We start from the raw sequence: 22,015 nt of genomic DNA, 5'->3' as shown, positions 1-22,015 counted from the left end.
CCACAACCGTGTGTCGTCAACGGGCTTGCCGGTCGATCCCCGGTGCGGGACCGTTGGGGGCGGCGCCCACGGCCGCCCGCACCACCCCGGCGCCACCCGACGCCCCTGGAGCGCAGCCGATGACCGATCCGGCACCACCCCAGCCGCCCGCCGACCCCGCCCCCGAGCCCGAGCTCACCGCCGACCCCACCCCGTCGCCCTGGGCACCACCGCCGGCACCCGCACCGTGGACGCCCTCGGCACCCGCACCCTGGAGGCCGCCGGCGGCCGCAGCGTCGACGCCACCCGGCCCCGACCCCACCACCCCATCCGGGTACGACCCGGCCACCATCTGGTCCGCACCAACTCCCACCAACCTCCCCCCAACCGGCACCTCCCCCACCAGCCACGCCCCGCCGACCGCCTCCCCCACCGGGTACGCCCCGCCGACCGCCGCTCCGACCGGGTACGCCCCGCCGACCGCCGCTCCGACCGGGTACGCCCCGACCGGATACGTCGTGCCGGGCGCCTACTCCACCGGGTACGCCCCGCCGCCGGGCTACCCGACCGGCGATCCTCCACTGCCCGGCTACCCGACCGACCCCTCGGCGGCCGGATATCCGCCGCCAGCCTGGGCCGGAACACCTGCGCCCGTACGCGGTCGCACCAACACCGGGCTCGTCGCGGTTGTCGTCGTACTCGCGGTGCTGCTCTGCGGCGGGGCCGGGGTAGCCGTCGCCGGGCTGTTGAACTGGCGCGGATCGACCGGGCCGGCGGCCGCCCCGACACTCCCACCGAACGGAGGCGCGGGCGGACCGGTGCTGCCGGCACCCTCGGAGCCCGACCCGACCGTACGCACCGGCCGTCAGGTGGTCTACCAGGTCAGCGGGGACGGGCCGGCCGAGGTCAGCTACCTGGAGTACCCGAACATGCCCAGGCAGCTCGGCACCACGACCCTGCCCTGGCGGGTGGAGTTCACGATGCCCGACCCGGGCGTGGTGACCGTCCTGGCAATCCGGAGCGAAGCCGACCCAGGAAAAATCACCTGCACCATCCTCGTAGACGGCGAAGCGGTAACCACAAACTCCGCCACCGGCCCCCACGCAACCACCACCTGCGCCGCCCTAACCCTGAACTAACCCCCCTCCCCTCCCCCTCCCCTCCCCCTCCCCCTCCCCCTCCCCCCGCCCCCACCGCCGTCGATCTAGGGCATATGGTGGTGATCGGAGATCATCTCGCACGTATTTGCCCTAGATCGACGGGGCGGTGCGTCGACGGGGGGCGGTGCGTCGACGGGGGGCGGTGCGTCGACGGGGCGGTGTGGTCGGCTTAGGGTGGGTCGGTGAATACGAGCATCGGGCATGAGGCGCTGGTGCAGCGGATGCGGCCGTTCGGCACCACCATCTTCACCGAGATGTCGGCGCTGGCGACGCGCACCGGTGCGGTCAACCTCGGACAGGGTTTCCCGGACACCGACGGACCGACGGAGATGCTCGCCGCCGCGGCCGAGGCGCTACGCGGCGGGCAGAACCAGTATCCGCCGATGCCCGGCATCCCGGCCCTGCGAGCGGCGGTCGCCGCACACCAGCGCCGGTTCTGGGACCTGTCCTACGACCCGGACGGCGAGGTGGTCGTCACCGCCGGGGCCACCGAGGCGATCGCCGCCGCCATCCTCGGGCTCTGCGAGACCGGCGACGAGGTCGTCTGCTTCGAGCCCTACTACGACTCGTACGCCGCCTCGATCGCGCTGGCCGGCGCGGTCCGCCGCCCGGTCACGCTGCGCCCGTCCGGCGACGGCCGGTACGGCTTCGACCCGGCCGACCTGCGCGCCGCGTTCGGGCCACGGACCCGGCTGGTGCTGCTCAACTCGCCGCACAATCCGACCGGCAAGGTCTTCACCGCCGACGAACTGGCCCTGGTCGCCGAACTCTGCCAGGAGTACGGCGCCTACGCCGTCACCGACGAGGTGTACGAGCACCTCGTGTACACCGACGCCGCGACCGGGCACATCCCGCTGGCCAGTCTGCCCGGCATGGCGGAACGGACGTTACGGGTCTCCTCGGCCGGCAAGACGTTCTCCTGCACCGGATGGAAGATCGGCTGGGCGAGCGGCCCGGCACCGCTGGTCTCCGCCGTGCTGCGGGTGAAGCAGTTCCTCACCTTCGTCAACGGCGCCCCGCTGCAACCGGCGGTCGCGGTGGCCCTCGCCCTGGGCGACGACTACTACGACACCTTCCGCGCGACCCACCAGGCCCGGCGTGACCAGCTCACCGCCGGCCTCACCGACGCCGGGTTCGAGGTGCTGTCGGCGGAGGGGACCTACTTCGTCACCGCCGACATCACCGCGCTCGGCGGCCGGGACGGGGTCGAGTTCTGCCGTACGCTGCCCGAGCGGTGCGGGGTGGTGGCCATTCCGAGCCAGGTCTTCTACGACGACGTCGAGGCCGGGCGTCGACTGGTCCGGTTCGCCTTCTGCAAGCGGCCCGAGGTGCTGGCCGAAGCGGTCAGCCGCCTCCGTACGCTGCGCTGACGCCGGTCAGGGGCCCGACCCGCCGATCACGGGCCGGCCCCGCGCACGACGGGCCGGCCCCGCGCACGACGGGCCGGCCCCGCGCACGACGGGACCGGTCCTCGGCGGGCGACCGGTGCTCGTCAGGCGACCGGGCTGGCGGTACGTACCTCGGCCGCGATCCGCTCGGCCACCGTCTGCGCGATCTCCTGGGTGGCGGCCTCGACCATCACCCGGACCAGCGGTTCGGTGCCCGACGGCCGGAGCAGCACCCGTCCGGTTTCGCCTAGTTCGGCCTCGGCCAGCTCCACCGCGCCCAGTACGGCGGGGGCGCCCGCGCCGACGGTACGGTCACCGACCGGCACGTTGATCAGCACCTGTGGCAGCTTCACCACGACCGACGCGAGGTCGGCGAGCGTACGTCCGGTGGCGGCCATCCGGGACATCACCTGAAGTGCGGTGAGCAGGCCGTCGCCGGTGGTGGCGTACTCGGGCAGCACGATGTGCCCGCTCTGCTCGCCGCCGAGGGCCAGCCCGGAGGCGCGCAGTTCCTCCAGCACGTACCGGTCGCCGACCTTGGTCTCGATCAGCCGGATGCCCTCGTGGGACATGGCGATGCGCAGCCCGAGGTTGCTCATCACGGTCGCGACCACGGTGTCCGCGATCAGCGTGCCGGCGTCGCGCATGGCCAGGGCGAGGATGCCCAGGATCTGGTCGCCGTCGACCTCCTCGCCGTCGGCGGTCACCGCGACGCACCGGTCGGCGTCGCCGTCGTGCGCGATGCCGAGGTCCGCCCCGTGCTCGACCACCGCGGCCTGGAGCCGGGCCAGGTGGTTCGACCCGCAGTCCTCGTTGATGTTGATCCCGTCCGGCTCGGCGTGGATCGCGACCACCTCGGCGCCGGCCTCCCGGTACGCCACCGGGGCCAGGTCGGAGGCGGCGCCGTTGGCGCAGTCGACCACCACCTTGAGCCCCTCCAGCCGGTGCGACATGCTCCCGACCAGGTGCTGGATGTAGTGGTCGGCGCCGTCGAGCAGGTCGTGCACCCGGCCGACACCGGCGCCGGTGGGCCGGTTCCAGGCGGACGAGCCGTTCGCCTCGATGGCCGCCTCGATCTTCAGCTCGACCTCGTCGGGCAGCTTGTTGCCACCGGCCGCGAAGAGCTTGATCCCGTTGTCCGGCATCGGGTTGTGCGAGGCGGAGAGCATCACGCCCAGGTCCGCCTTGGTCTCCGCGACCAGGTACGCCACCGCCGGGGTGGGCAGCACGCCGACCCGTACGACGTTGGCGCCCGCGCTGGCCAGGCCGGCCACCACGGCCGCCTCCAGCATCTCGCCGCTGGCCCGGGTGTCCCGCCCCACCACGGCCAGCGGCCGGTGGCTGAGATCGGACTCGGCGAGGGTGTGGGCGGCCGCGACGGCGACCGCGAGCGCCAACTCGGGGGTCAGATCGGCGTTCGCACGTCCACGTACGCCATCCGTGCCGAACAACCGGCCCATGCGCGAGTACCTCCGGGAAGCAGACCATTGGAAAAATACGAACGGCCGGACCCGCCACCGCGCGAGGGGAGGCGGACCCGGCCGTCCGTCAGACGTGCAAGGGGGTGAAGCTGATGATCAGCGCTTGGAGTACTGAGGCGCCTTACGGGCCTTCTTGAGGCCGTACTTCTTGCTTTCCTTGACCCGGGCGTCCCGGGTGAGGAAGCCGGCCTTCTTCAGCGCCGGGCGGTCGTCGGGCTCGTTGACGATCAGCGCCCGGGCGATGCCGAGGCGCAGCGCGCCGGCCTGGCCGGTGGTGCCGCCGCCGCGAAGGTTCGCGATCACGTCGAACTGCTCGGTCTTCTCGGAGGTGACCAGCGGCTCCTTGATGAGCTGCTGGTGGACCTTGCTCGGGAAGTAGGCTTCGAGCTCGCGCCCGTTGCAGGTGATCTTGCCGCTGCCGGGGATGATGCGGACCCGGACGATGGCCTGCTTGCGGCGGCCGACGGTCTGGATCGGGCGGTCACCGCGGGGGCTACGGGCAACCGGGGCGGCCGGAGCGGCGGTCTCGGTCTCGGCGGGAGACTCGGTCTCGACGACCGGCGTGGGCTCGGCCTCGATGGTGTCGGTCATGCTGATTCCTTCGTCCGCGCTCACTGCGCGATCTGCTTGATCTCGAACGGCACCGGCGCCTGCGCGATGTGCGGGTGCTCGGCACCGGGGTAGACCTTCAGCTTCTTGATCAGCTGCCGGCCGAGCTTGTTGTGCGGGAGCATGCCCTTGACGGCCAGCTCGATGGCCTGCTCGGGGCGCTTGGCCAGCAGCTCCTCGTAGCGGACCTGCTTGAGGCCGCCCGGGTAGCCGGAGTGGCGGTAAGCGATCTTGGTCTGCCGCTTGTTACCGGTCAGCGCGACCTTGCCCGCGTTCACAACGACGACGAAGTCACCGGTGTCGACGTGCGGCGCGAAAGTGGGCTTGTGCTTGCCACGCAGCAACGTGGCAGCGTGGGTGGCCAGACGGCCCAGCACGACATCAGCGGCGTCGATAACGTGCCACTGACGCTCGATCTCACCCGGCTTCGGGCTGTACGTACGCACAGGTCTACCTTGTCTCGTCGTCGGTCTGGGGTCACGCACCGGTCACCAGGCGCGCACGAACGACCAAGCGTACCTGATGGGGCACGCCCTCGGCTGTCACACAACAGCAGGCGATGTTACTCTTCCGGCCCGCACGCGGTCAAAACGGGGGCCACGGATCGCCACCGGCCGGCCGCCGCGCCCGCCGGTGGACACCGGCCGGTCAGATTGGCCCTCCGGTCACCAGCCGCAGTCTGATCGCACCCGCCTAGCCAATCACACCCGTCGCAACGGCCCGCACCCGGCCCGCTCACACGCCCGACAGTCGGCGGGGCGACGACCGGAGGTAGACCGCCCAGGTGACGACGACACAGAGCAAATAGCAGGCGATGAAGCTGACGTATGCGGCGTCGGCCGTGCGATAGGTCAGGAACGACTGCCGGAAGGCGATGTTGACCAGCACTCCCCCGAACGCGCCGACCGCACCGGCGATCCCGATCAACGCCCCGGCCAGCCGCACCGCCCGCCGCGCCGCCTCGGCCGGGACCTCGGCCAGCATCCCGGCGGCGATCCGGGCCCGGGCCCGGAAGATCGCCGGGATCATCTTGTACGTGGAACCGTTGCCGATGCCGGAGAAGACGAACAGGGCGATGAAGCCGACCAGGTACAGCGACAGTGAACCGCGTCCGGAGGCGTAGAGCACCACGCCGGCGCCGAGCGCCATCGCCACGAAGTTCCAGCAGGTGACCCGCGCACCGCCCCACCGGTCGGCAAGGTACCCACCCAGTGGCCGGATCAGCGAGCCGACCAGCGGCCCCAGGAAGGTGAGGTACGCGGCGTCCAGCGGGGTGGCGAACCGATCGCCGAACTGCACCTGAAGCACCTGCCCGAAGGCGAAGCCGAACCCGATGAACGAGCCGAACGTCCCGATATAGAGGAAGGACATGATCCAGGTGTGCGGGTCCCGGGCCACCTCCCGCATCGCCCCCCGCTCACTGTGCACGCCACCCTGACCCGGTGCACCGGCCGACCCGTCGCGCCCGGTCGCCGCCGGTGAGATGTTGTCCATGTACCGCGCGGCGAGCAGCGCGGCCAGCACGATCAGCGGCAGGTAGACCGCCGGGACCAGCCGGGGGTACGCGGTTCCCGTCATCGCCAGCACCAGCAGCCCGACGAGCTGCACCGCCGGTACGCCGAGGTTGCCGCCGCCCGCGTTCAGGCCGAGCGCCCAGCCCTTGTGCCGGTCGGGATAGAACAGGTTGATGTTCGCCATCGAGGAGGCGAAGTTGCCGCCGCCGACCCCGGCGAGACAGGCGAGCACCATCAGCGTCCCGTACGAGACGCCGGGTTCGATCAGGATCGTCATCGGGATCGTCGGCAGGAGCAGCAGGGCGGCGCTGATCACGGTCCAGTTCCTGCCCCCGAAGACCCCGACCGCGAACGTGTAGGGCAGCCGCAGCACCGCCCCCAGCGCCGTCGGTACGGCAGTGAGCAGGAACTTCCCGGCCGGGTCGATGCCGTACTCGGGGCCGAGGAAGAGCACCAGCACCGACCAGAGACTCCAGACGGAGAAGCCGACGTGCTCGGAGAAGACGGAGAAGACAAGGTTGCGCCGGGCTACGGCCGCACCGGTCACCCGCCAGAAGGTCGGGTCCTCCGGACGCCAGTCGTCGATCCGGTGCCGACGGGCGGGGGTTGCCACGGGTCCCGGTCCGGCGACCGGCGGTGTTGCCACGGGTCCCGGTCCGGCAACCGGCGGTCGCGTACCCACGGGTGCCGGCGGGGCCGCCGGAACCTCTTCGGCGTCCGCCGTGGTGGAGGCTGTGCTCACGGGCCGGCTCCTTCTCGTTGGGGGACGAGCCAGAAGCTAGGCGCAATCGGTTTCCGGACGATTCACGTCAGGCGTCCACCCCGCAACCATCCCCGCACCACCCCCACCCCCCACCCGTGAGAACCCCCCGGCGACCCGCCCACTGTTGTCGAGAAAGAGTGGCTTTCCCGCCCCGACAACGACTCTTTCTCTACCCGAGTGGGGTCTACGGGGTGGGGCGGTGGGCGCCGAGGACGGCGAAGCGCCAGGATTTGAAGAAGCAGTCGACGTTGGTGAAGCCGGCTTCGGTGAGCCAGGTGCACTGGGCGGTGACCGGGGCGGGACGGTCGTAGGACATCCGGTGGTGGGCGGCGTCGATTTCCGCCCGGTCCGAGCCGAGGGCGGTGATCTGGGCCAGCCAGACCTCGGCGTACCGCCGGTCGAGTTCGGGGGTGGGTCCGGCCACCTGCTCGGCGTTGACGAACACTCCGCCGGGCCGGAGCACGTCGTGTATCCGCCGGTAGAGCGCCCTCTTCCCGGCGTCGTCCAGGTGGTGCACGGCCAGCGCGGTGACCACCGCGTCGTATGGGCCGGCGGGCAGCGGCGCGGTCAGGTCGGCCACCTCGACGGTGTGCGCGACCCGCTGGGCGGTCAGGTGGTCGGCCGCGATCGCCAGCATCGCCGGTGCGGCGTCGAGCAGGGTGATCCGGGCGCCGGGCACGGCCGCGCCGACGAGCGCCGAGAGCAGGCCGGTGCCGGCTCCGAGATCGAGAACCTCGGGCGTACGGCCGTCGGCCGCCGCCGCCCGCAGTGTTGGTGACACCAGCTCGATCGCCGTGCCGTAAAACTCGTCGAAGCATGGCACCAACCTGCGTCTGGCCTGGTCATAGGTGCCGGCGGCGGCTTCGAACAGGTCCACCACGCTCATCTGCTCTCCCAAAATATGAGACGACTTTCCCATATTATAGACCCGACAAACCAACCCGCTACCCACACGTACTGTGAGCGCCTCTTAGCAGGCACGAAACAAAAGGGACCCGGCCGCGAAACCACCCCCGTCCACGCTTCGGACATGACGGACCTTGCGCGGGACGGAACGCACCCCGGTGCGTTTACACCCGGCGTAGCCATGCCAGCACCGGACGTCGACACCCACTGCCCGTACTGCGCGCTGCAATGCGGGATGACGCTTCGCACCACACCGGAACGGATCGAGGTCCGGTCCCGGCAGTTCCCCACCAACCGGGGCGGGCTGTGCCAGAAGGGCTGGACCGCCGCCGAACTGCTCGACCACCCCGACCGGCTGACCACCCCGCTCGTGCGCGACCCGGACACCGCCGAACTCCGGCCGGCGACCTGGGACGAGGCGCTGGACCGGGTGGCCGGCACCATCACCGGGCTACAGGCGGCACACGGTCCCGACTCGGTCGCCGTGTTCGGCGGCGGCGGACTGACCAACGAGAAGGCGTACGCGCTGGGCAAGTTCGCCCGAGTGGCGCTGCGTACCCGGAACATCGACTACAACGGCCGGTTCTGCATGTCCTCGGCCGCCGCCGCCGGAAACCGGGCCTTCGGCATCGACCGGGGCCTGCCGTTCCCGCTGGCCGACCTGGCCGGCGCGGACACCCTGCTGCTGGTCGGGGCGAACGTCGCCGAGACCATGCCACCGCTGGTGCGCTACCTGGTCGAGCAGAAGGCCCGCGGCGGCAACCTGATCGTGATCGACCCCCGGCTCACCGCCACCGCCCGCCAGGCCACCCTGCACCTGCAACCCATGCCGGGCACCGACCTGGCGGTGGCCAACGCCCTGCTGCACATCGCCGTCACCGAGGGCTGGGTCGACCGGGACTACGTCGAGACCCGCACCAACGGCTTCGACGCCGTACGCCGCAACGTCGCCGGTTACTGGCCGGCGCAGGTCGAACGGCTCTCCGGCGTACCGGTGGCGGACCTGGAGGCGGCGGCACGGGCCCTCGGCACCGCCGGCACCGCCATCATCCTGACCGCCCGTGGCGCCGAGCAGCACGCCAAGGGCGTCGACACGGTCACCGCGTTCGTCAACCTCGCGCTCGCCCTCGGGCTGCCCGGCCGACCCGGCTCCGGGTACGGCTGCCTGACCGGTCAGGGCAACGGACAGGGTGGCCGCGAGCACGGGCAGAAGGCCGACCAGTTGCCCGGCTACCGGCGGATCGACGACCCGGCGGCCCGCGCGCACGTGGCCGGCGTCTGGGGCGTACGCCCGGACGACCTGCCCGGTCCGGGCGTCTCCGCCTACGAACTGCTCGACTCGATCGGCTCCCCGACCGGCCCGCGGGCACTGCTGGTCTTCGGCTCCAACCCGGTCGTCTCCGCCCCCCGGGCCGGTCGGGTGCAGCGCCGGCTGGGCGATCTCGACCTACTGGTGGTCGCCGACTTCGTGCTCTCCGAGACCGCGGCAATGGCCGACGTGGTGCTGCCCACCGCGCAGTGGGCGGAGGAGGACGGCACGATGACCAACCTGGAGGGCCGGGTGCTCCGGCGCCGGGCCGTACGCCCGCCACCGGTCGGGGTCCGCACCGACCTGTGGGTGATCGCCGAACTGGCCCGACGACTCGAAGACAACCAGCCGCAACGGGTGGCGGGGGCTGGATTTTCGGCGGATCCGCGGCTGGTTTTCGAGGAGTTGCGGCGGGCGTCGGCCGGCGGCGTCGCCGACTACGCGGGGGTCAGCTGGGAGCGGATCGACGCCGAGGACGGGGTGTTCTGGCCCTGCCCGGCGCAGGACCGGCCGGGCACCCCGCGACTGTTCACCGAGTCGTTTTCCACCCCGGACGGCCGGGCCCGGTTCGTGCCGGTCGAGCACCGGCCGGCCGCCGAGGAGGTCAGCCCGGACTATCCGCTCTACCTGACCACCGGACGGGTGCTGGCCCAGTACCAGTCCGGTGCGCAGACCCGGCGGATCGGGTCGCTGCGGACCGCCGCGCCGAACGCGTACGTCGAACTCCACCCGGACCTGGCCCACCGGCTCGGCATCGCCGACGGGGACGAGGTCACCGTCCACAGTCGACGCGGTGAGATGCGGGCACCGGCCCGGGTCAGCGACACGATCCGGGCCGACACGGTCTTCGCCCCGTTCCACTGGGGCGGGGCGGCGCGGGCGAACTCGCTGACCAACGACGCGCTCGACCCGACCTCGAAGATGCCCGAGTTCAAGGTCTGCGCGGTCCGGGTGGAGCGGGCATGACCGGGCGGGTGGTCGTCGTCGGCTACGGCATGGCCGGCTCCCGGCTGGCCAGCGAGCTGCGGGCCCGCGACGGGGACCGGAAGATCGTGGTGCTGGGCGCCGAACCGCACCGGGCGTACAACCGGATCATGCTGTCGAACCTGCTCGCCGGCAAGATCGACGAGACGCAGGTGGAGCTGACCGAGGCCGCCGGCCACGGCGTCGACATCCGCCCCGGAACCACCGTCACCGCGATCGACCCGGCGGCCGCGACGGTCACCACCGACCGCGGCGACACCATCGAGTACGACCACCTCGTACTCGCCACCGGCAGTCGGGCGGTGGTGCCGCCGCTGCCCGGACTCGTACCCGATCCGGATCGGCTGCCGGAACGGGTGGTCGCCTTCCGTACGCTGGACGACTGCCGGCGGATCGTCGCCGCCGCCACCGGCGCGCGGACCGCACTGGTGCTCGGCGGCGGCCTGCTCGGCCTGGAGGCGGCCCGTGGCCTGGCCTCGCGCGGCCTCGACGTGCGGGTGGTCCACCCGGTCGGGCACCTGATGGACCGCCAACTCGACCCGGCCGCCGGAGCGGTGCTGGCCCGGACCCTGGCCGGACTCGGCGTCACCAGTCACCTCGGCACCTCCGCCACCGCCGTACGGGTCGAGCCCGACCGGGTCACCCTGGAACTCGCCACCGGCCAACGGCTCACCGCCGACCTGCTGGTCCTGGCCTGCGGCGTACGGCCGGACACCGGGCTGGCGCGGGCCGCCGGGCTGGCCGTCGAACGGGGCGTGGTGGTCGACGACCGGCTGCGCACCAGCGACCCACGGATCTCCGCGATCGGCGACTGCGCCCAGCACGAAGGGCAGCTCACCGGCCTGGTGGCGCCCGCCTGGGCCCAGGCCGGGGTGCTGGCCGGGGTGCTGACCGGTGACGCCGCCGGCGCCCGCTACCGGCCACAGGCAGCGGTGACCCGGCTCAAGGCGGCCGGGATCGACCTCGCCGCGATGGGTGACCTGACCCCCGTCGACGGAACCGAGCCGGCGGTCGAGGAGCTGAGCTTCGCCGACCCGGCGCGGGGCACGTACGCCCGGCTGCGGATCATCCGGGAACGGCTGACCGGAGCGATCATGCTCGGTGACAATCCGGCCGTCGGCACCGTCATCCAGCTCTTCGACCGGGGCACCCCGGTGCCGAGCGACCGCCGCTCGCTGCTGCTCGGCCGCGCCCTCGGCGACCGGTCCGGCACCCCGGCCGAGTCGCCCGCGCTGATGCCGGACGCCGCGACCGTCTGCCAGTGCAACACGGTCCGCAAAGGCGCCCTGGTGCGCTGCTGGCGGGCGGGCGCCCGGTCGGTCGCCGAGGTCGTCGCCGCGACCCGGGCCACCACCGGCTGCGGTAGCTGCCGCGACGCGGTCGAGGGAATCGTCAACTGGTTGTCCGCAGCCGACTCCGCGGAGGTGTCCGGGTGAACCGCAACAAACTCGTCGTGGTCGGAAACGGCATGGTCGGCCAGCGCTTCGTCGAAGCGCTGCGGACCCGCGACACCGACGGCCGCTGGCAGGTCACCGTGCTCGGCGAGGAGAGCCGGCCGGCGTACGACCGGGTTCGGCTCTCGGCGTACCTGGACGGGGTCGGTGCCGAGGAACTCAGCCTGCACACGCCGGACGACGGGGTCGACCACCGGCTCGACGAACCCGTGCTCGAACTCCACCGGGACCGGCGGGTGGTACGGACCGCCGCAGGCGATTACCCGTACGACGCGCTGGTGTTGGCGACCGGCTCGTACCCGTTCGTGCCGCCGATCGACGGCGCCGCCGGCCCGGACGGCGCGGGTGGGCTGCGGGCCGGGGTCTTCGTCTACCGCACCCTGGACGACCTGGACGCGATCCGGGAGTACGCCCGGGGTCGACGTACCGGCACCGTGATCGGTGGCGGCCTGCTCGGCCTGGAGGCGGTCAACGCGCTGCGTCTGCTCGGGCTCGACACCCACCTGGTGGAGTTCGCCCCCCGGCTGATGCCGGTCCAGGTGGACGAGGCCGGTGGCGCGATGCTCCGCCGCTACGTCGACGAACTCGGGGTGGTGCTGCACCTCGGCGCGGCCACCACCGCCGTACGACCGGGACCGGACGGTGCGGTGAGCGGGCTCGTCCTCTCCGACGGCGACACCGTCAACACCGACCTGGTGGTGGTCGCCGCCGGCATCCGGCCCCGTGACGAGTTGGCCCGGACCGCCGGACTGGGCCTCGGTCCGCGCGGCGGCGTCGAGGTGGACGAGACCTGCCGGACCGCCGACGAACGGATCTGGGCGATCGGCGAGTGCGCCGCGCTCGCCGGCACCTGCTACGGCCTGGTCGCGCCCGGTTACGCGATGGCCGAGGTGGTCGCCGACCGGCTGCTCGGCGGGACGGCCACCTTCCCCGGCGCCGACACCGCCACCAAACTCAAGCTGCTCGGGGTCGACGTGGCCTCGTTCGGCGACGCACACGGCACCACGCCCGGCAGCCTGGACGTCACCTGGACCGACCCGGCCACCCGCAGCTACGCCAAGCTGGTTCTCTCCGACGACGCGAAGACCCTGCTCGGCGGGGTGCTGGTCGGCGACGCGTCGGCGTACCCGACGTTGCGGGCCAGTGTCGGCGGTCCGCTGCCCGGTCCCCCGCTGGCCCTGCTCGCCCCGGCCGGCGAGGGCGGGGGTGCGGGTGTCGGCATCGCCGCGCTGCCCGGTGGCGCCCAGGTCTGCTCGTGCAACGCGGTGACCAAGGACCAGATCGTCGCCGCCATCGCGGACGGCGCCGCCGACGTACCGGAACTGAAGGCGTGCACCCGCGCCGGGACGAGCTGCGGGTCCTGCGTACCCATGCTCAAGCAACTGCTGGCCGTCTCCGGGGTGCAGCTGTCCAAGGCGGTCTGCGAGCACTTCGACCAGAGCCGCCAGGAACTGTTCGACCTGGTCCGAGTCCGCGGCATCCGTACGTTCTCCCAGCTCGTCGCCGAGCACGGCCGTGGTCGGGGCTGCGACATCTGCAAGCCGGTGGTCGCCTCGATCCTCGCCTCGCTCGGCAACGGCTACGTGCTCGACGGGGAGCAGGCCGCCCTCCAGGACACCAACGACCACTTCCTGGCCAACATCCAGCGGGACGGGACGTACTCGGTGGTGCCGCGCATCCCCGGCGGTGAGATCACCCCGGAGAAGCTGATAGTCATCGGCGAGGTGGCCCGCGACTTCAACCTCTACACCAAGATCACCGGCGGGCAGCGGATCGACCTGTTCGGCGCCCGGGTCGAACAGCTACCCCGGATCTGGCAACGGCTGGTCGACGCCGGCTTCGAGTCCGGCCACGCGTACGGCAAGGCCCTGCGCACGGTGAAGTCCTGCGTCGGCTCCACCTGGTGCCGGTACGGCGTACAGGACGCGGTCGGCCTGGCGGTCGCCCTGGAACTGCGGTACCGGGGCCTGCGTGCCCCGCACAAGCTCAAGTCGGCGGTTTCCGGCTGCGCCCGCGAGTGCGCCGAGGCACGGAGCAAGGACTTCGGCATCATCGCCACCGACCAGGGCTGGAACCTCTACCTCGGCGGCAACGGCGGCTTCCGACCCCGGCACGCCGAACTGTTCGCCACCGACCTCTCCACCGAGGAACTGGTCCGCTACCTCGACCGCTACCTGATGTTCTACATCCGCACCGCGGACCGGTTGCAGCGCACCGCCGGCTGGCTGGAGGCGATGGACGGCGGCCTCGACCACCTCCGGTCGGTGATCGTCGACGACAGTCTCGGGCTCTGCCCGGAACTCGACGCGGCCATGACCCGGCACGTCGCCGACTACGCCGACGAGTGGCGGGAAACCCTCGCCGACCCGGAACGGCTGCGCCGGTTCACCTCCTTCGTCAACGCGCCGGACACCCCCGACCCGTCGATCAGTTTCACCGTCGAGCGGGGCCAACCCGTCCCGGCGACCGCCGAACGCCGACCGGTCGCCCTCGGCCTGCCCACCACGGGCGGCGGCGCCCGGACACCGACGGCGGACCCGGTCGGCCGACCGACGGACCGGCCCGGCCGCACGACCACGAGCGAGGGAGTACGCCGATGAGCCCGGACGGTGCCGCCACAGGGCGGTGGACAGCGGTCTGCCCGTACCCCAGGGTGGAGCCGGAGCGGGGCGTCGCCGCGCTGGTCGACGACGAACAGGTGGCCGTCTTCCGGACCCACGACGGGCAGCTCTTCGCGATCGGCAACCGGGACCCGATCGGCGGCGCGTACGTGATGTCGCGCGGCATCGTCGGCAGCCGGGGCACCACCCCGACCGTCGCCTCCCCGCTACACAAACAGGTGTACGACCTACGCACCGGCCGGTGCCTCGACGATCCCGCGGTGGCGGTGCCGACCTATCGCATCCGCTGCCGGGACAACGTCATCGAGGTCGGCGCCCGGCAGGAGCCCTGATGTCCGACGAACTGGCCGGATTCACCATCGGCGTGACCGCCGACCGGCGACGCGACGAACTCGCCGCACTGCTGGAACGGCGCGGCGCCCGGGTGGTGCTCGCCCCGGCGCTGCGGATCGTGCCGCTGGCCGACGACTCCGAGTTGCGCGCCGCCACCCGCGCCTGCCTGGACAACCCGCCCGACGTGGTGATGGCGAACACCGGCATCGGCATGCGTGGCTGGCTGGAGGCGGCCGAGGGCTGGGGGCTGGCCGAACCGCTGCGCTCGGTGCTCGCCGAGGCGTACATCGTCTCCCGGGGGCCGAAGGCACGCGGTGCGATCCGGGCCGCCGGCCTGCACGACGAATGGTCGCCGCACTCGGAGAGCTGCGACGAGGTGGTCGACCACCTGCGGGAACGGGGCGTCGCCGGCCGGGTGGTCGCCATGCAGCTGCACGGCGAACGGCAACCCGAGTGCACCAGCGCGTTGGAGGACGCCGGAGCCACCGTGATCGAGGTGCCGGTCTACCGCTGGGCGCCGCCATCCGACCCGGCACCGCTGCACCGGCTGGTCGACCTGATCACCGGGCGGCTGGTCGACGCGGTCACCTTCACCTCCGCCCCGGCCGCGGGCGCACTGCTGCGCGCCGCCGGCGCCAGCGGCGACGCCGTACTGGAGGCGCTGCGCTCGGACGTACTGGCCGCCTGCGTCGGGCCGGTCACCGCCACCCCGCTGCGACGGCACGGCGTACCGGTACTCACCCCGGCCAGGGCCCGGCTCGGCGCCCTGGTCCGCAGCATCATCGACGAGCTTCCCCGGCGGGCGGTGCACGTGAAGGTCGCCGGGCACCTGCTCACCCTGCGCGGTCACGCCGCCGTGGTCGACGGGGACCTGCGTCCGCTGGCACCGTCCCCGATGGCGGTGCTCCGGGCGTTGGCCGCCACTCCGGGCCGGGTGCTCTCCCGCGCCGACCTGCTGCGTACGCTGCCCCGCGGCGCCGACGAACACGCCGTCGAGATGGCCGTCGCCCGGCTCCGGGCCGCCCTGCGTACGCCGGGCGTGGTGCAGACCGTGGTCAAGCGCGGCTACCGGCTACCGGTCGACTGACCCGCGCCGGTCGCCACCCGATCGCCCCCGCCGCGCGGAGCCGACCGGGGCCCGTCCGGTCGACCCGACCGCACGGCCCCGGCCGGCCAAGTGAACCGGGGATCAGCCGACCGGGGTGGGAAAACCCCGGCCGTGCTGCGACTGGAGGGTCGCCATCGCGTGCTCGACCACGGTCACCAGCACCTGCTTGACCGACTCCCGGTGCCGGGCGTCGGTCATCACCAGCGGTACGTGCGGTGCGATGGCCAGGGCCTCCCGCACCTCCTCCGGCGCGTACTGCGGTGCCCCGTCGAAGTGGTTCAACGCCACCACGTACGGCAGCTTCCGGTTCTCGAAGTAGTCGAGCGGAGCGAACGCGTCGGTGATCCGCCGGGTGTCGACCAGGACCGCCGCGCCCACCGCACCCCGGATGATCTCGTCCCACATGAACCAGAACCGGGTCTGCCCCGGCGTCCCGAACAGGTAGAGAATCAGATCCTGGGCCATGGTGATACGACCGAAGTCCATGGCGACCGTGGTGGTCTCCTTGCCCGGCACCTTCGACGGATCGTCGATGCCGACGCCGGCCGCTGTCATCACCGCCTCGGTGGTCAGCGGAGTGATCTCCGAGACCGCGCCGACAAGCGTCGTCTTGCCCACACCGAAGCCGCCCGCAACCACAATCTTCGCGGAGGTGATCCCCCGGTTGCGGCGTGCCCCGACGGGGTCATAGCCTGCGAAGTCCACTTAGCACCCTCTCAAGCAGTTCCATCCGCTCCTCGTACGCTTCCGGGGGAGCGGCAGTGTGCAGCGTCAGCAAGCTGTCCGCCACCATGTCGGCGACCAGCACTCGGGCGACACCCAGCGGAAGCCGGGTGTACGCGGCGATCTCCGCCAGCGACTGCGCCCGGCCCTCGCAGACAGTGGCGATGCGGTGCTTGTCATGCCCGGCGAACCGGGACTCCGCAACCGCAGCCGGAGTCGCCGTGAGTACCGCCTCAAGGGCGATGTCCTGGCGAGGTTCGGTACGGCCGCGAGTGACCGCGTACGGCCGGACCAGCGCACCACGCGGATCCTCTCGGCGCGGGGGGTAGTCCATTCTGCGGTCACCTCCTTCCGGTCAGGTTGCGGCACCACCGACATCCGTCCTTGATCAAATCCGTGCTAGGGGCGGACGACCGCCTCGCGTGGCAATGGCACCAGCGCGGCGCCGACCCGCTCGACCAGGAGCGCCATCTCGTAACCGACCTGGCCGACATCGCAACTCCGGGCGGCGAGTACGGCCATCGACGAGCCGTCACTGATCGACATGAGGAACAGGTAACCGCTGTCCATCTCGATGACGGTCTGGAGCACCCCACCGGCGCTGAACATCCGGGAGGCACCGTCGGTGAGGCTGACCACGCCCGAGGTGATCGCGGCAAGCTGGTCGGCGCGGTCCTGCGGCAGGTCACGTGAGGAGGCGAGGAGCAGCCCGTCGGCCGACACGGCCACCACGTGCGCGATCCCCGCCACGCTGTCGGCGAAGTTGCTGAGCAGCCAACCCATGTCCTGCATCGCTGCTGGCCTGTTCATCGGCTCGTCTCCTTGGTTGATGTCGTGCCGTTCTGCTCACTGCCGGCCGTACGGCCGCGTTGCACACCGCGGTGATAGGCGGACAGCAGTCCCCGTACCTCGTCCGGGGTCCTACGGCTCGGTGCGTTACCGGGCTTCGTCTCGACGCCGCCGGGCACGAGTTGTGCCTGCGGCACCCGCTTGGGCAGACCGGAGCGGGTGGTGCCCAAGGCGGCCGGTTCGGCCGCCTTGGTGGCCCGGGCCCAGCCCTCGTCCGCGGCCGTCCGCCAGGCCTCCGTACCGGGGCTGGCCGGGGCGGTGACCGCCGCTGCCACCGGTTCCGGTTCGGGTGCCCGAGCCGGTGCGGCCGGGGACTGCTGCGGCGGGAAGCCGGTGGTGGTGGTCTGGCCCGGGGTACGGGCCGGCAGGGTGGCCCGGCCACGGGCGGCGACACTCTCCGCCAGGCTGGCCCGTTGCGCGGCCGGCTCGGAGGCCCGTGGCGCCGGTACGGTCCGGGCGGCCGGTGGCGTCTGGTAGCCCCCCGGCGGCACGTTGAAGATCGCGGTCGAGTCCTGCCCGTGGGAACGGAACCAGACCGCTTCCATCTCCCGGAAGATCGGTGCCTCGCCCTGTTCCGGCGCCCGTGGTGTGGGTGCCGGCGCGGGCGGTGCGACCGGCGGTGCCTGCGGGGTGGCGGCCATTCCGGCCACCGGTCCGGCCGGCAGCCCGGCCGACGGCGTCGACACCGGGGCAGCCGGTGCCGAATTGGCAGCCATTCCGGCACCGACGGTCCGCTGCGGCAGCGAACGAACCGTCGGGTACGCCATGGTCGGCGCACCGGCGTGGCTGTCGACCGGCGCGATCAGCGTGGGGTGGGTCTGCGCCGGCGGCGGGGTGACCAGCGGGTGCGCGGCCGTCGGGTGCGCGGCCAACTGGTGGGTGACCGGCGCGGCGGTGGCGCCGACCGGCAGCGTGGTGTCCCGCGCGTCGGCGGTCTGCCACTGCATCGGCTGCGGCTGCGCGGGCGGGGTGGTACGCCACTGGTCGGTCAGGGTGGCGGCCGAGGCACGACCGGCACCGACCGGGGTCATCGGCTCCGACCAGCTCGGACCGGCCGGCAGCGCGGCCGCCGGACCCGGCTCGACCGCGAGCGGCTGCCGGGGCCGGGTGGCCAGTGGTTCGCGGCCCCGCAGCTGCGGCAGCACCACGGTCTCGCTGGGCAGGGTGACCTGGGCCACCGTGCCGCCCTCGACGTTGCGGCGCAGTTCCACCCGGATGCCGTACCGGGAGGCGAGCCGGCTCACCACGGCCAGACCCATCAGCCGGAACGCGGCCACGTCCACGGTCGGCGGGGCGGCCAACCGGCGGTTGAGCGCGTCGAGCTGTTCCTCGCTCAGGCCCAGGCCACGGTCCTCGACCTGGATCAGCACGTAGTCGCGGATGCGCCGGGCGTCGGCGACCACGACGGTGTTCGGCGAGGAGAACCGGGTGGCGTTGTCGAGCAGCTCGGCGATCAGCCGTACGACGTCGTTGACCGCGTGCGCGGCCACCGAGATGTCGGTGTCGACGGTGCCGAACTCGATCCGGTTGTACGCCTCGACCTCGGACTGGGCGGCGCGCAGGGCGTCGACCAGCAGCGCGTCGTCGCGACGGGGCGCGGTGGAGTCGGCACCGGCGAGGACCAGCAGGTTCTCGTCGTTGCGGCGCATTCGGGTGGCCAGGTGGTCCAGCTCGAAGAGCTGGGCCAACCGCTTCGGGTCCTCCTCACCGCGCTCGATCATGTCGAGCTCGCCGATCATGCGATCGACCAGTGCCTGGCTTCGACGGGCCAGGTTGAGGAACATCGCCGAGACGCTGGTCCGCAGGGCGGCCTGCTCGGCCGCGACCCGGACGGCTTCCCGGTGTACGACGTTGAAGGCGAGCGCGACCTGACCGATCTCGTCCTTGTTGTTCAGCCGGATCGGGTCCCGTACCTGGCGGACGATCTCCTCCACGCCGCCGTCACCGATGCTGCCGACGTTTTGCAGCCGGGCGACCGCGTCCGGCAGGTCGTGGTTGGCCACCGAGAGGGCGCCCTCACGCAGCCGGCGCAGCGAGGCGTTCAGCGACCGGGCCAGGATGACGGCGAGCGCGATGGCGACGATCAACGTGATCAACACCACTATCGACTCGATCACGGCCTGCTGGATCACGTCCGACTGGGCCCGGTCGGCCTGGGCGAGCAGCTCGACCTCAAGCTGGATTTCCGCCCAGCGCATCAGGTCGATGACCGCCCCGATCGCCTCCGACGTGCTCTTGGCGAAGGCGGCGCTGGTCGGCTGGCCGACCGCGCGGGCGACATCGGAGGCGGCCCGTTCGGCCAGCGTCACGGCGTCACCGCTGTAGGTCTTGTCCACCAGTTCGTTCTGGCTCGCCGAGGCGGCCAGTTCGAAGGAGGCCAGGGCCTCCTGCTGGCTGGTCTGGGTGGCCACGAACGACGAGTACTGCTCCTCGTCGAGCCGGGCCGAACGCAGCGCGGTGAAGCCCACCGCCTGCTCCTCCGAGGCACCCGCCTTGGCTCGGGCGAAGGCGGCGACGGCCCGGAGGCTGTCCCCGACCCGGCCCTCACCGGAGAGCTCACCGAGGGTTTCGCCGTAGTCGCCGAGGTCGGTGAGGATCACGCCGTAGCGCAGTACCGCCTCGACAACCAGCATCTGCTTGCGGTCGAGCACCTCCTGGCGGGTGCTGTTCAAGGTCGCCAGGTGGTCATCGATCTTGCCGATCCGGGTCTGGATCGACTCCGGCACGGTGCCGATGCCGTTGCGCTCCCCGTTGTACGCGGTGATCTGCTCGTCCGTACGCCGGACGGCCAGGTTGTACGCGTCCGCGTTGGCCCCCGGGTCGGCCAGGTAGGTGGCCGCGGCCATCCGTTCCTTGTGCAGATCCTGGGTGAGGGCGGACACGTCGGCCGACAGCGCGGTCAGCGACCGGATCATGTTCGCGTCGAGCGCCGTCTGGCCGACGTCGACCAGCCGGACGGTAGCCAGCGCTAGGACCGCCGCGACCGGCACCACCAGGATGAGCGCAAGTTTGGACCGAATCCTGGTGTCCCGAAGTCGGGGCAGCCAGCGGCGCCGTGCCCCGTGCTCCGGCGGGCCGTTTTCGGGCAGGGTCGTAGGTCCGGTGCTCACGACATCGCCTCCGTCGTTTCTCCCACGCGTGGCCACCCCTCCGGTGCCTGCTGCCACGGATGGGGCCGCACGCGGCACGGCCGCGATTTCATCAGAAGCAGCAGGATTTGGGAAGCGGCGGTACGGCAGGAATCGGTCTGACGGGACTGAACCACTACTCTGCTCACCGAAACCCTTCTATTCACGGGCCCCTGAACTGGGCAAATATCGTCAGAGTGGTCGTTTGCATCTGGAAAGTTAACGCCCGCGAACACCGGCCGCCGCCAGCATGTGGGATCGGCGTCCCGAATGTAGGATCGCCGTCCTGAAACATGCTCGACTACGCCCGCTTGACCCGGGCGCTCGCCATTGGCAAGGTTTTCCAGGTTTGAAGGCTTCGCGCACACCGTACGACAGACCACCCCCGTCGCTCTACTGAGGACGGAATTCGTCGCCGGTGACCGGGCACCCCGCCCTAGCCGCGCACATGGAGGACTGAGTTGACGCCCATCCGCTCCGCGACACTCACGGTGCTCGCCTCGGCCATTCTGGCCACGTCGCTCACCGGCTGCCAGTTCAGCAGCGATCCGCAGGACACCGGCGAGATCGTTGTCCGCGCCGACCTGGAACTCTCCGGCGCGTCGGCGCCGGTCGGCGAGGCGTACAAGCGCGCCCTTGAACTCAAGGTCGAGCAAATCAACGAGTCTGGTGTACTCGGTGGCCGGAAGCTCTCCCTGACGGTCAAGGACAACCGCTCCGACCCGAACGAATCGCTGCGCAACATCGGTGAGTTCGCCGCCGATCCCACGGTCAGCGCCATCATCATGGGCAGCTGTGACGCGTGCGCGGTGGCGGCGGCGGGCCCCATCAACGACAAGAAGATCCCGACCATCGCCCTGGCCGCCGCCAACAACGTGGCGACTCCGATCGGCGATCGACGCTATGTGTTCAAGCTGGCACCGAACGCGCCCGACAGTGCCGCCGCCCTGGTCGCCGAACTGCGGCTCCGGACGGCAATCAAAAAGGTCGGCGTGCTCTACACCGATGACACGTACGGTCGCGACGGCCAGGCGGCGCTGAAGGCCGAACTGGACAAGGCCAGGTACCGAGTCGCCACCCCCCAGCCGATCAAACCAACCGACACCGACCTCACCGAGCCGGTGAACGCGATGATCGCGGCCAAGGTGGACGCGCTCATCGTATGGACCAACGCCGAACAATCGATCCTGGCCGCCACCCAGGCGCGGGCGGACAATTTCCGGGGCCAACTCTTCTTCGACGCGGGAGCAGCCGGTGACCTGTTCCTGGAAGGCGCCGGCGGACAGGCCGCGGAGAACACGACAATGGTCTTCAGCCAGACCATGGTGATCGACGACGTCATCGCGACGACCCCCGCGAAGGCGGCCCGCAAGCAGTGGTTCCGGGACTACACCGCCCGGTTCGGCGGCTACTACGGCAGTTCCTCGTTCGCGGCGGACGCGCTCCAGCTCATCACCGACGCGGCCGTCCGCTCCGGCAGCACCACCGAGAACACCAACCGCGATGGGCTCCGCGACGTGCTGGAAACCTCGCAGCTCGACGGCCTCAGCGGCCCGATCCGGATGACCCCGGACAACCACTCCGGCCTGATGCCACAGGCGCTGAGCATGCTGGTGGCCCGCGGTGGCCGCTGGCGTCTGGCCAGCTGACCGGCGCCCCCATCGGACGGCCGTACGGCGGCCACGGACCCACCCGCGAGGGCTGGT

Annotated in this window: 17 protein-coding genes; 8 read left to right on the top strand and 9 right to left on the bottom strand. The window is 71.8% G+C overall.

The window, feature by feature from the left end; genetic code table 11:
- Positions 1-119: 119 nt before the first annotated feature.
- Both OG792_RS03380 and OG792_RS03375 read left to right on the top strand, forming a co-directional pair.
- Positions 120-1,118 carry an MmpS family transport accessory protein gene (locus OG792_RS03380; protein ID WP_329107219.1) on the top strand — a complete coding sequence of 333 codons (999 nt, stop codon included), beginning with the start codon at positions 120-122 and terminating at the stop codon, positions 1,116-1,118.
- Between the two features lie 203 nt (positions 1,119-1,321).
- Positions 1,322-2,509 carry a pyridoxal phosphate-dependent aminotransferase gene (locus OG792_RS03375; protein WP_329107217.1) on the top strand — a complete coding sequence of 396 codons (1,188 nt, stop codon included), beginning with the start codon at positions 1,322-1,324 and terminating at the stop codon, positions 2,507-2,509.
- 122 nt (positions 2,510-2,631) lie between these two features.
- Here OG792_RS03375 and glmM read toward each other — a convergent pair whose 3' ends face one another.
- The 5 genes from glmM to OG792_RS03350 all read right to left on the bottom strand — a co-directional run bounded on the left by glmM (position 2,632) and on the right by OG792_RS03350 (position 7,780).
- Positions 2,632-3,987 carry a phosphoglucosamine mutase gene (gene glmM, locus OG792_RS03370; RefSeq protein ID WP_329107215.1) on the bottom strand — a complete coding sequence of 452 codons (1,356 nt, stop codon included), beginning with the start codon at positions 3,985-3,987 and terminating at the stop codon, positions 2,632-2,634.
- Positions 3,988-4,104: 117 nt separating this feature from the next.
- Positions 4,105-4,599 (bottom strand): 30S ribosomal protein S9, encoded by a 495-nt coding sequence (rpsI, locus tag OG792_RS03365; RefSeq protein ID WP_329107213.1) that lies wholly within the window; start codon positions 4,597-4,599, stop codon positions 4,105-4,107.
- Between the two features lie 20 nt (positions 4,600-4,619).
- Complete coding sequence (gene rplM, locus OG792_RS03360) at positions 4,620-5,063, bottom strand: 50S ribosomal protein L13 (protein WP_329107211.1); 444 nt, start codon at positions 5,061-5,063, stop codon at positions 4,620-4,622.
- 289 nt (positions 5,064-5,352) lie between these two features.
- Entirely contained in the window at positions 5,353-6,777 is a 1,425-nt protein-coding gene (locus OG792_RS03355) for a nitrate/nitrite transporter (protein ID WP_442932438.1), read from the bottom strand.
- 301 nt (positions 6,778-7,078) lie between these two features.
- Positions 7,079-7,780: a class I SAM-dependent methyltransferase gene (locus OG792_RS03350; RefSeq protein ID WP_329107209.1), complete on the bottom strand. Its 702-nt coding sequence runs from the start codon at positions 7,778-7,780 to the stop codon at positions 7,079-7,081.
- A 255-nt stretch (positions 7,781-8,035) separates the two neighbouring features.
- Between OG792_RS03350 and OG792_RS03345 the strand changes: the two genes are divergently transcribed.
- Genes OG792_RS03345 through OG792_RS03325 form a run of 5 tightly spaced genes read left to right on the top strand, consistent with a single transcriptional unit; the run spans position 8,036 to position 15,588 of the window.
- Positions 8,036-10,075, top strand: coding sequence for a molybdopterin oxidoreductase family protein (locus OG792_RS03345; protein ID WP_442932437.1), 2,040 nt, complete (start codon positions 8,036-8,038; stop codon positions 10,073-10,075).
- Complete coding sequence (locus OG792_RS03340; protein WP_329107207.1) at positions 10,072-11,529, top strand: FAD-dependent oxidoreductase; 1,458 nt, start codon at positions 10,072-10,074, stop codon at positions 11,527-11,529. The genes OG792_RS03345 and OG792_RS03340 overlap by 4 nt, the downstream gene beginning before the upstream one ends.
- Positions 11,526-14,147 (top strand): nitrite reductase large subunit NirB, encoded by a 2,622-nt coding sequence (gene nirB / locus OG792_RS03335; protein ID WP_329107205.1) that lies wholly within the window; start codon positions 11,526-11,528, stop codon positions 14,145-14,147. Before OG792_RS03340 ends, nirB begins: the two co-directional genes overlap by 4 nt.
- Positions 14,144-14,500 (top strand): nitrite reductase small subunit NirD, encoded by a 357-nt coding sequence (gene nirD, locus OG792_RS03330; RefSeq protein ID WP_329107203.1) that lies wholly within the window; start codon positions 14,144-14,146, stop codon positions 14,498-14,500. Before nirB ends, nirD begins: the two co-directional genes overlap by 4 nt.
- Positions 14,500-15,588 carry a uroporphyrinogen-III synthase gene (locus OG792_RS03325; protein ID WP_329107201.1) on the top strand — a complete coding sequence of 363 codons (1,089 nt, stop codon included), beginning with the start codon at positions 14,500-14,502 and terminating at the stop codon, positions 15,586-15,588. Before nirD ends, OG792_RS03325 begins: the two co-directional genes overlap by 1 nt.
- A 102-nt stretch (positions 15,589-15,690) precedes the next feature.
- Here the strand turns inward: OG792_RS03325 and OG792_RS03320 are convergent, their stop codons facing one another.
- The 4 genes from OG792_RS03320 to OG792_RS03305 all read right to left on the bottom strand — a co-directional run bounded on the left by OG792_RS03320 (position 15,691) and on the right by OG792_RS03305 (position 20,291).
- On the bottom strand, positions 15,691-16,314 hold the full coding sequence (locus OG792_RS03320; RefSeq protein ID WP_329107199.1) for a GTP-binding protein: 624 nt from the start codon (positions 16,312-16,314) through the stop codon (positions 15,691-15,693).
- Positions 16,295-16,666, bottom strand: coding sequence for a DUF742 domain-containing protein (locus tag OG792_RS03315; RefSeq protein WP_326561054.1), 372 nt, complete (start codon positions 16,664-16,666; stop codon positions 16,295-16,297). The genes OG792_RS03320 and OG792_RS03315 overlap by 20 nt, the downstream gene beginning before the upstream one ends.
- 65 nt (positions 16,667-16,731) lie before the next feature.
- Positions 16,732-17,142: a roadblock/LC7 domain-containing protein gene (locus tag OG792_RS03310; protein ID WP_121158446.1), complete on the bottom strand. Its 411-nt coding sequence runs from the start codon at positions 17,140-17,142 to the stop codon at positions 16,732-16,734.
- Entirely contained in the window at positions 17,139-20,291 is a 3,153-nt protein-coding gene (locus tag OG792_RS03305; RefSeq protein WP_329107195.1) for a sensor histidine kinase, read from the bottom strand. The genes OG792_RS03310 and OG792_RS03305 overlap by 4 nt, the downstream gene beginning before the upstream one ends.
- 479 nt (positions 20,292-20,770) lie before the next feature.
- Here OG792_RS03305 and OG792_RS03300 point away from each other — a divergent pair, with 479 nt between their 5' ends.
- Entirely contained in the window at positions 20,771-21,958 is a 1,188-nt protein-coding gene (locus tag OG792_RS03300; protein ID WP_329107194.1) for an ABC transporter substrate-binding protein, read from the top strand.
- Positions 21,959-22,015 lie beyond the last annotated feature (57 nt).

Source organism: Micromonospora sp. NBC_01699 (assembly GCF_036250065.1).
Lineage (GTDB): Bacteria > Actinomycetota > Actinomycetes > Mycobacteriales > Micromonosporaceae > Micromonospora_G.
This window is presented reverse-complemented; position numbering and strand designations above follow the sequence as displayed.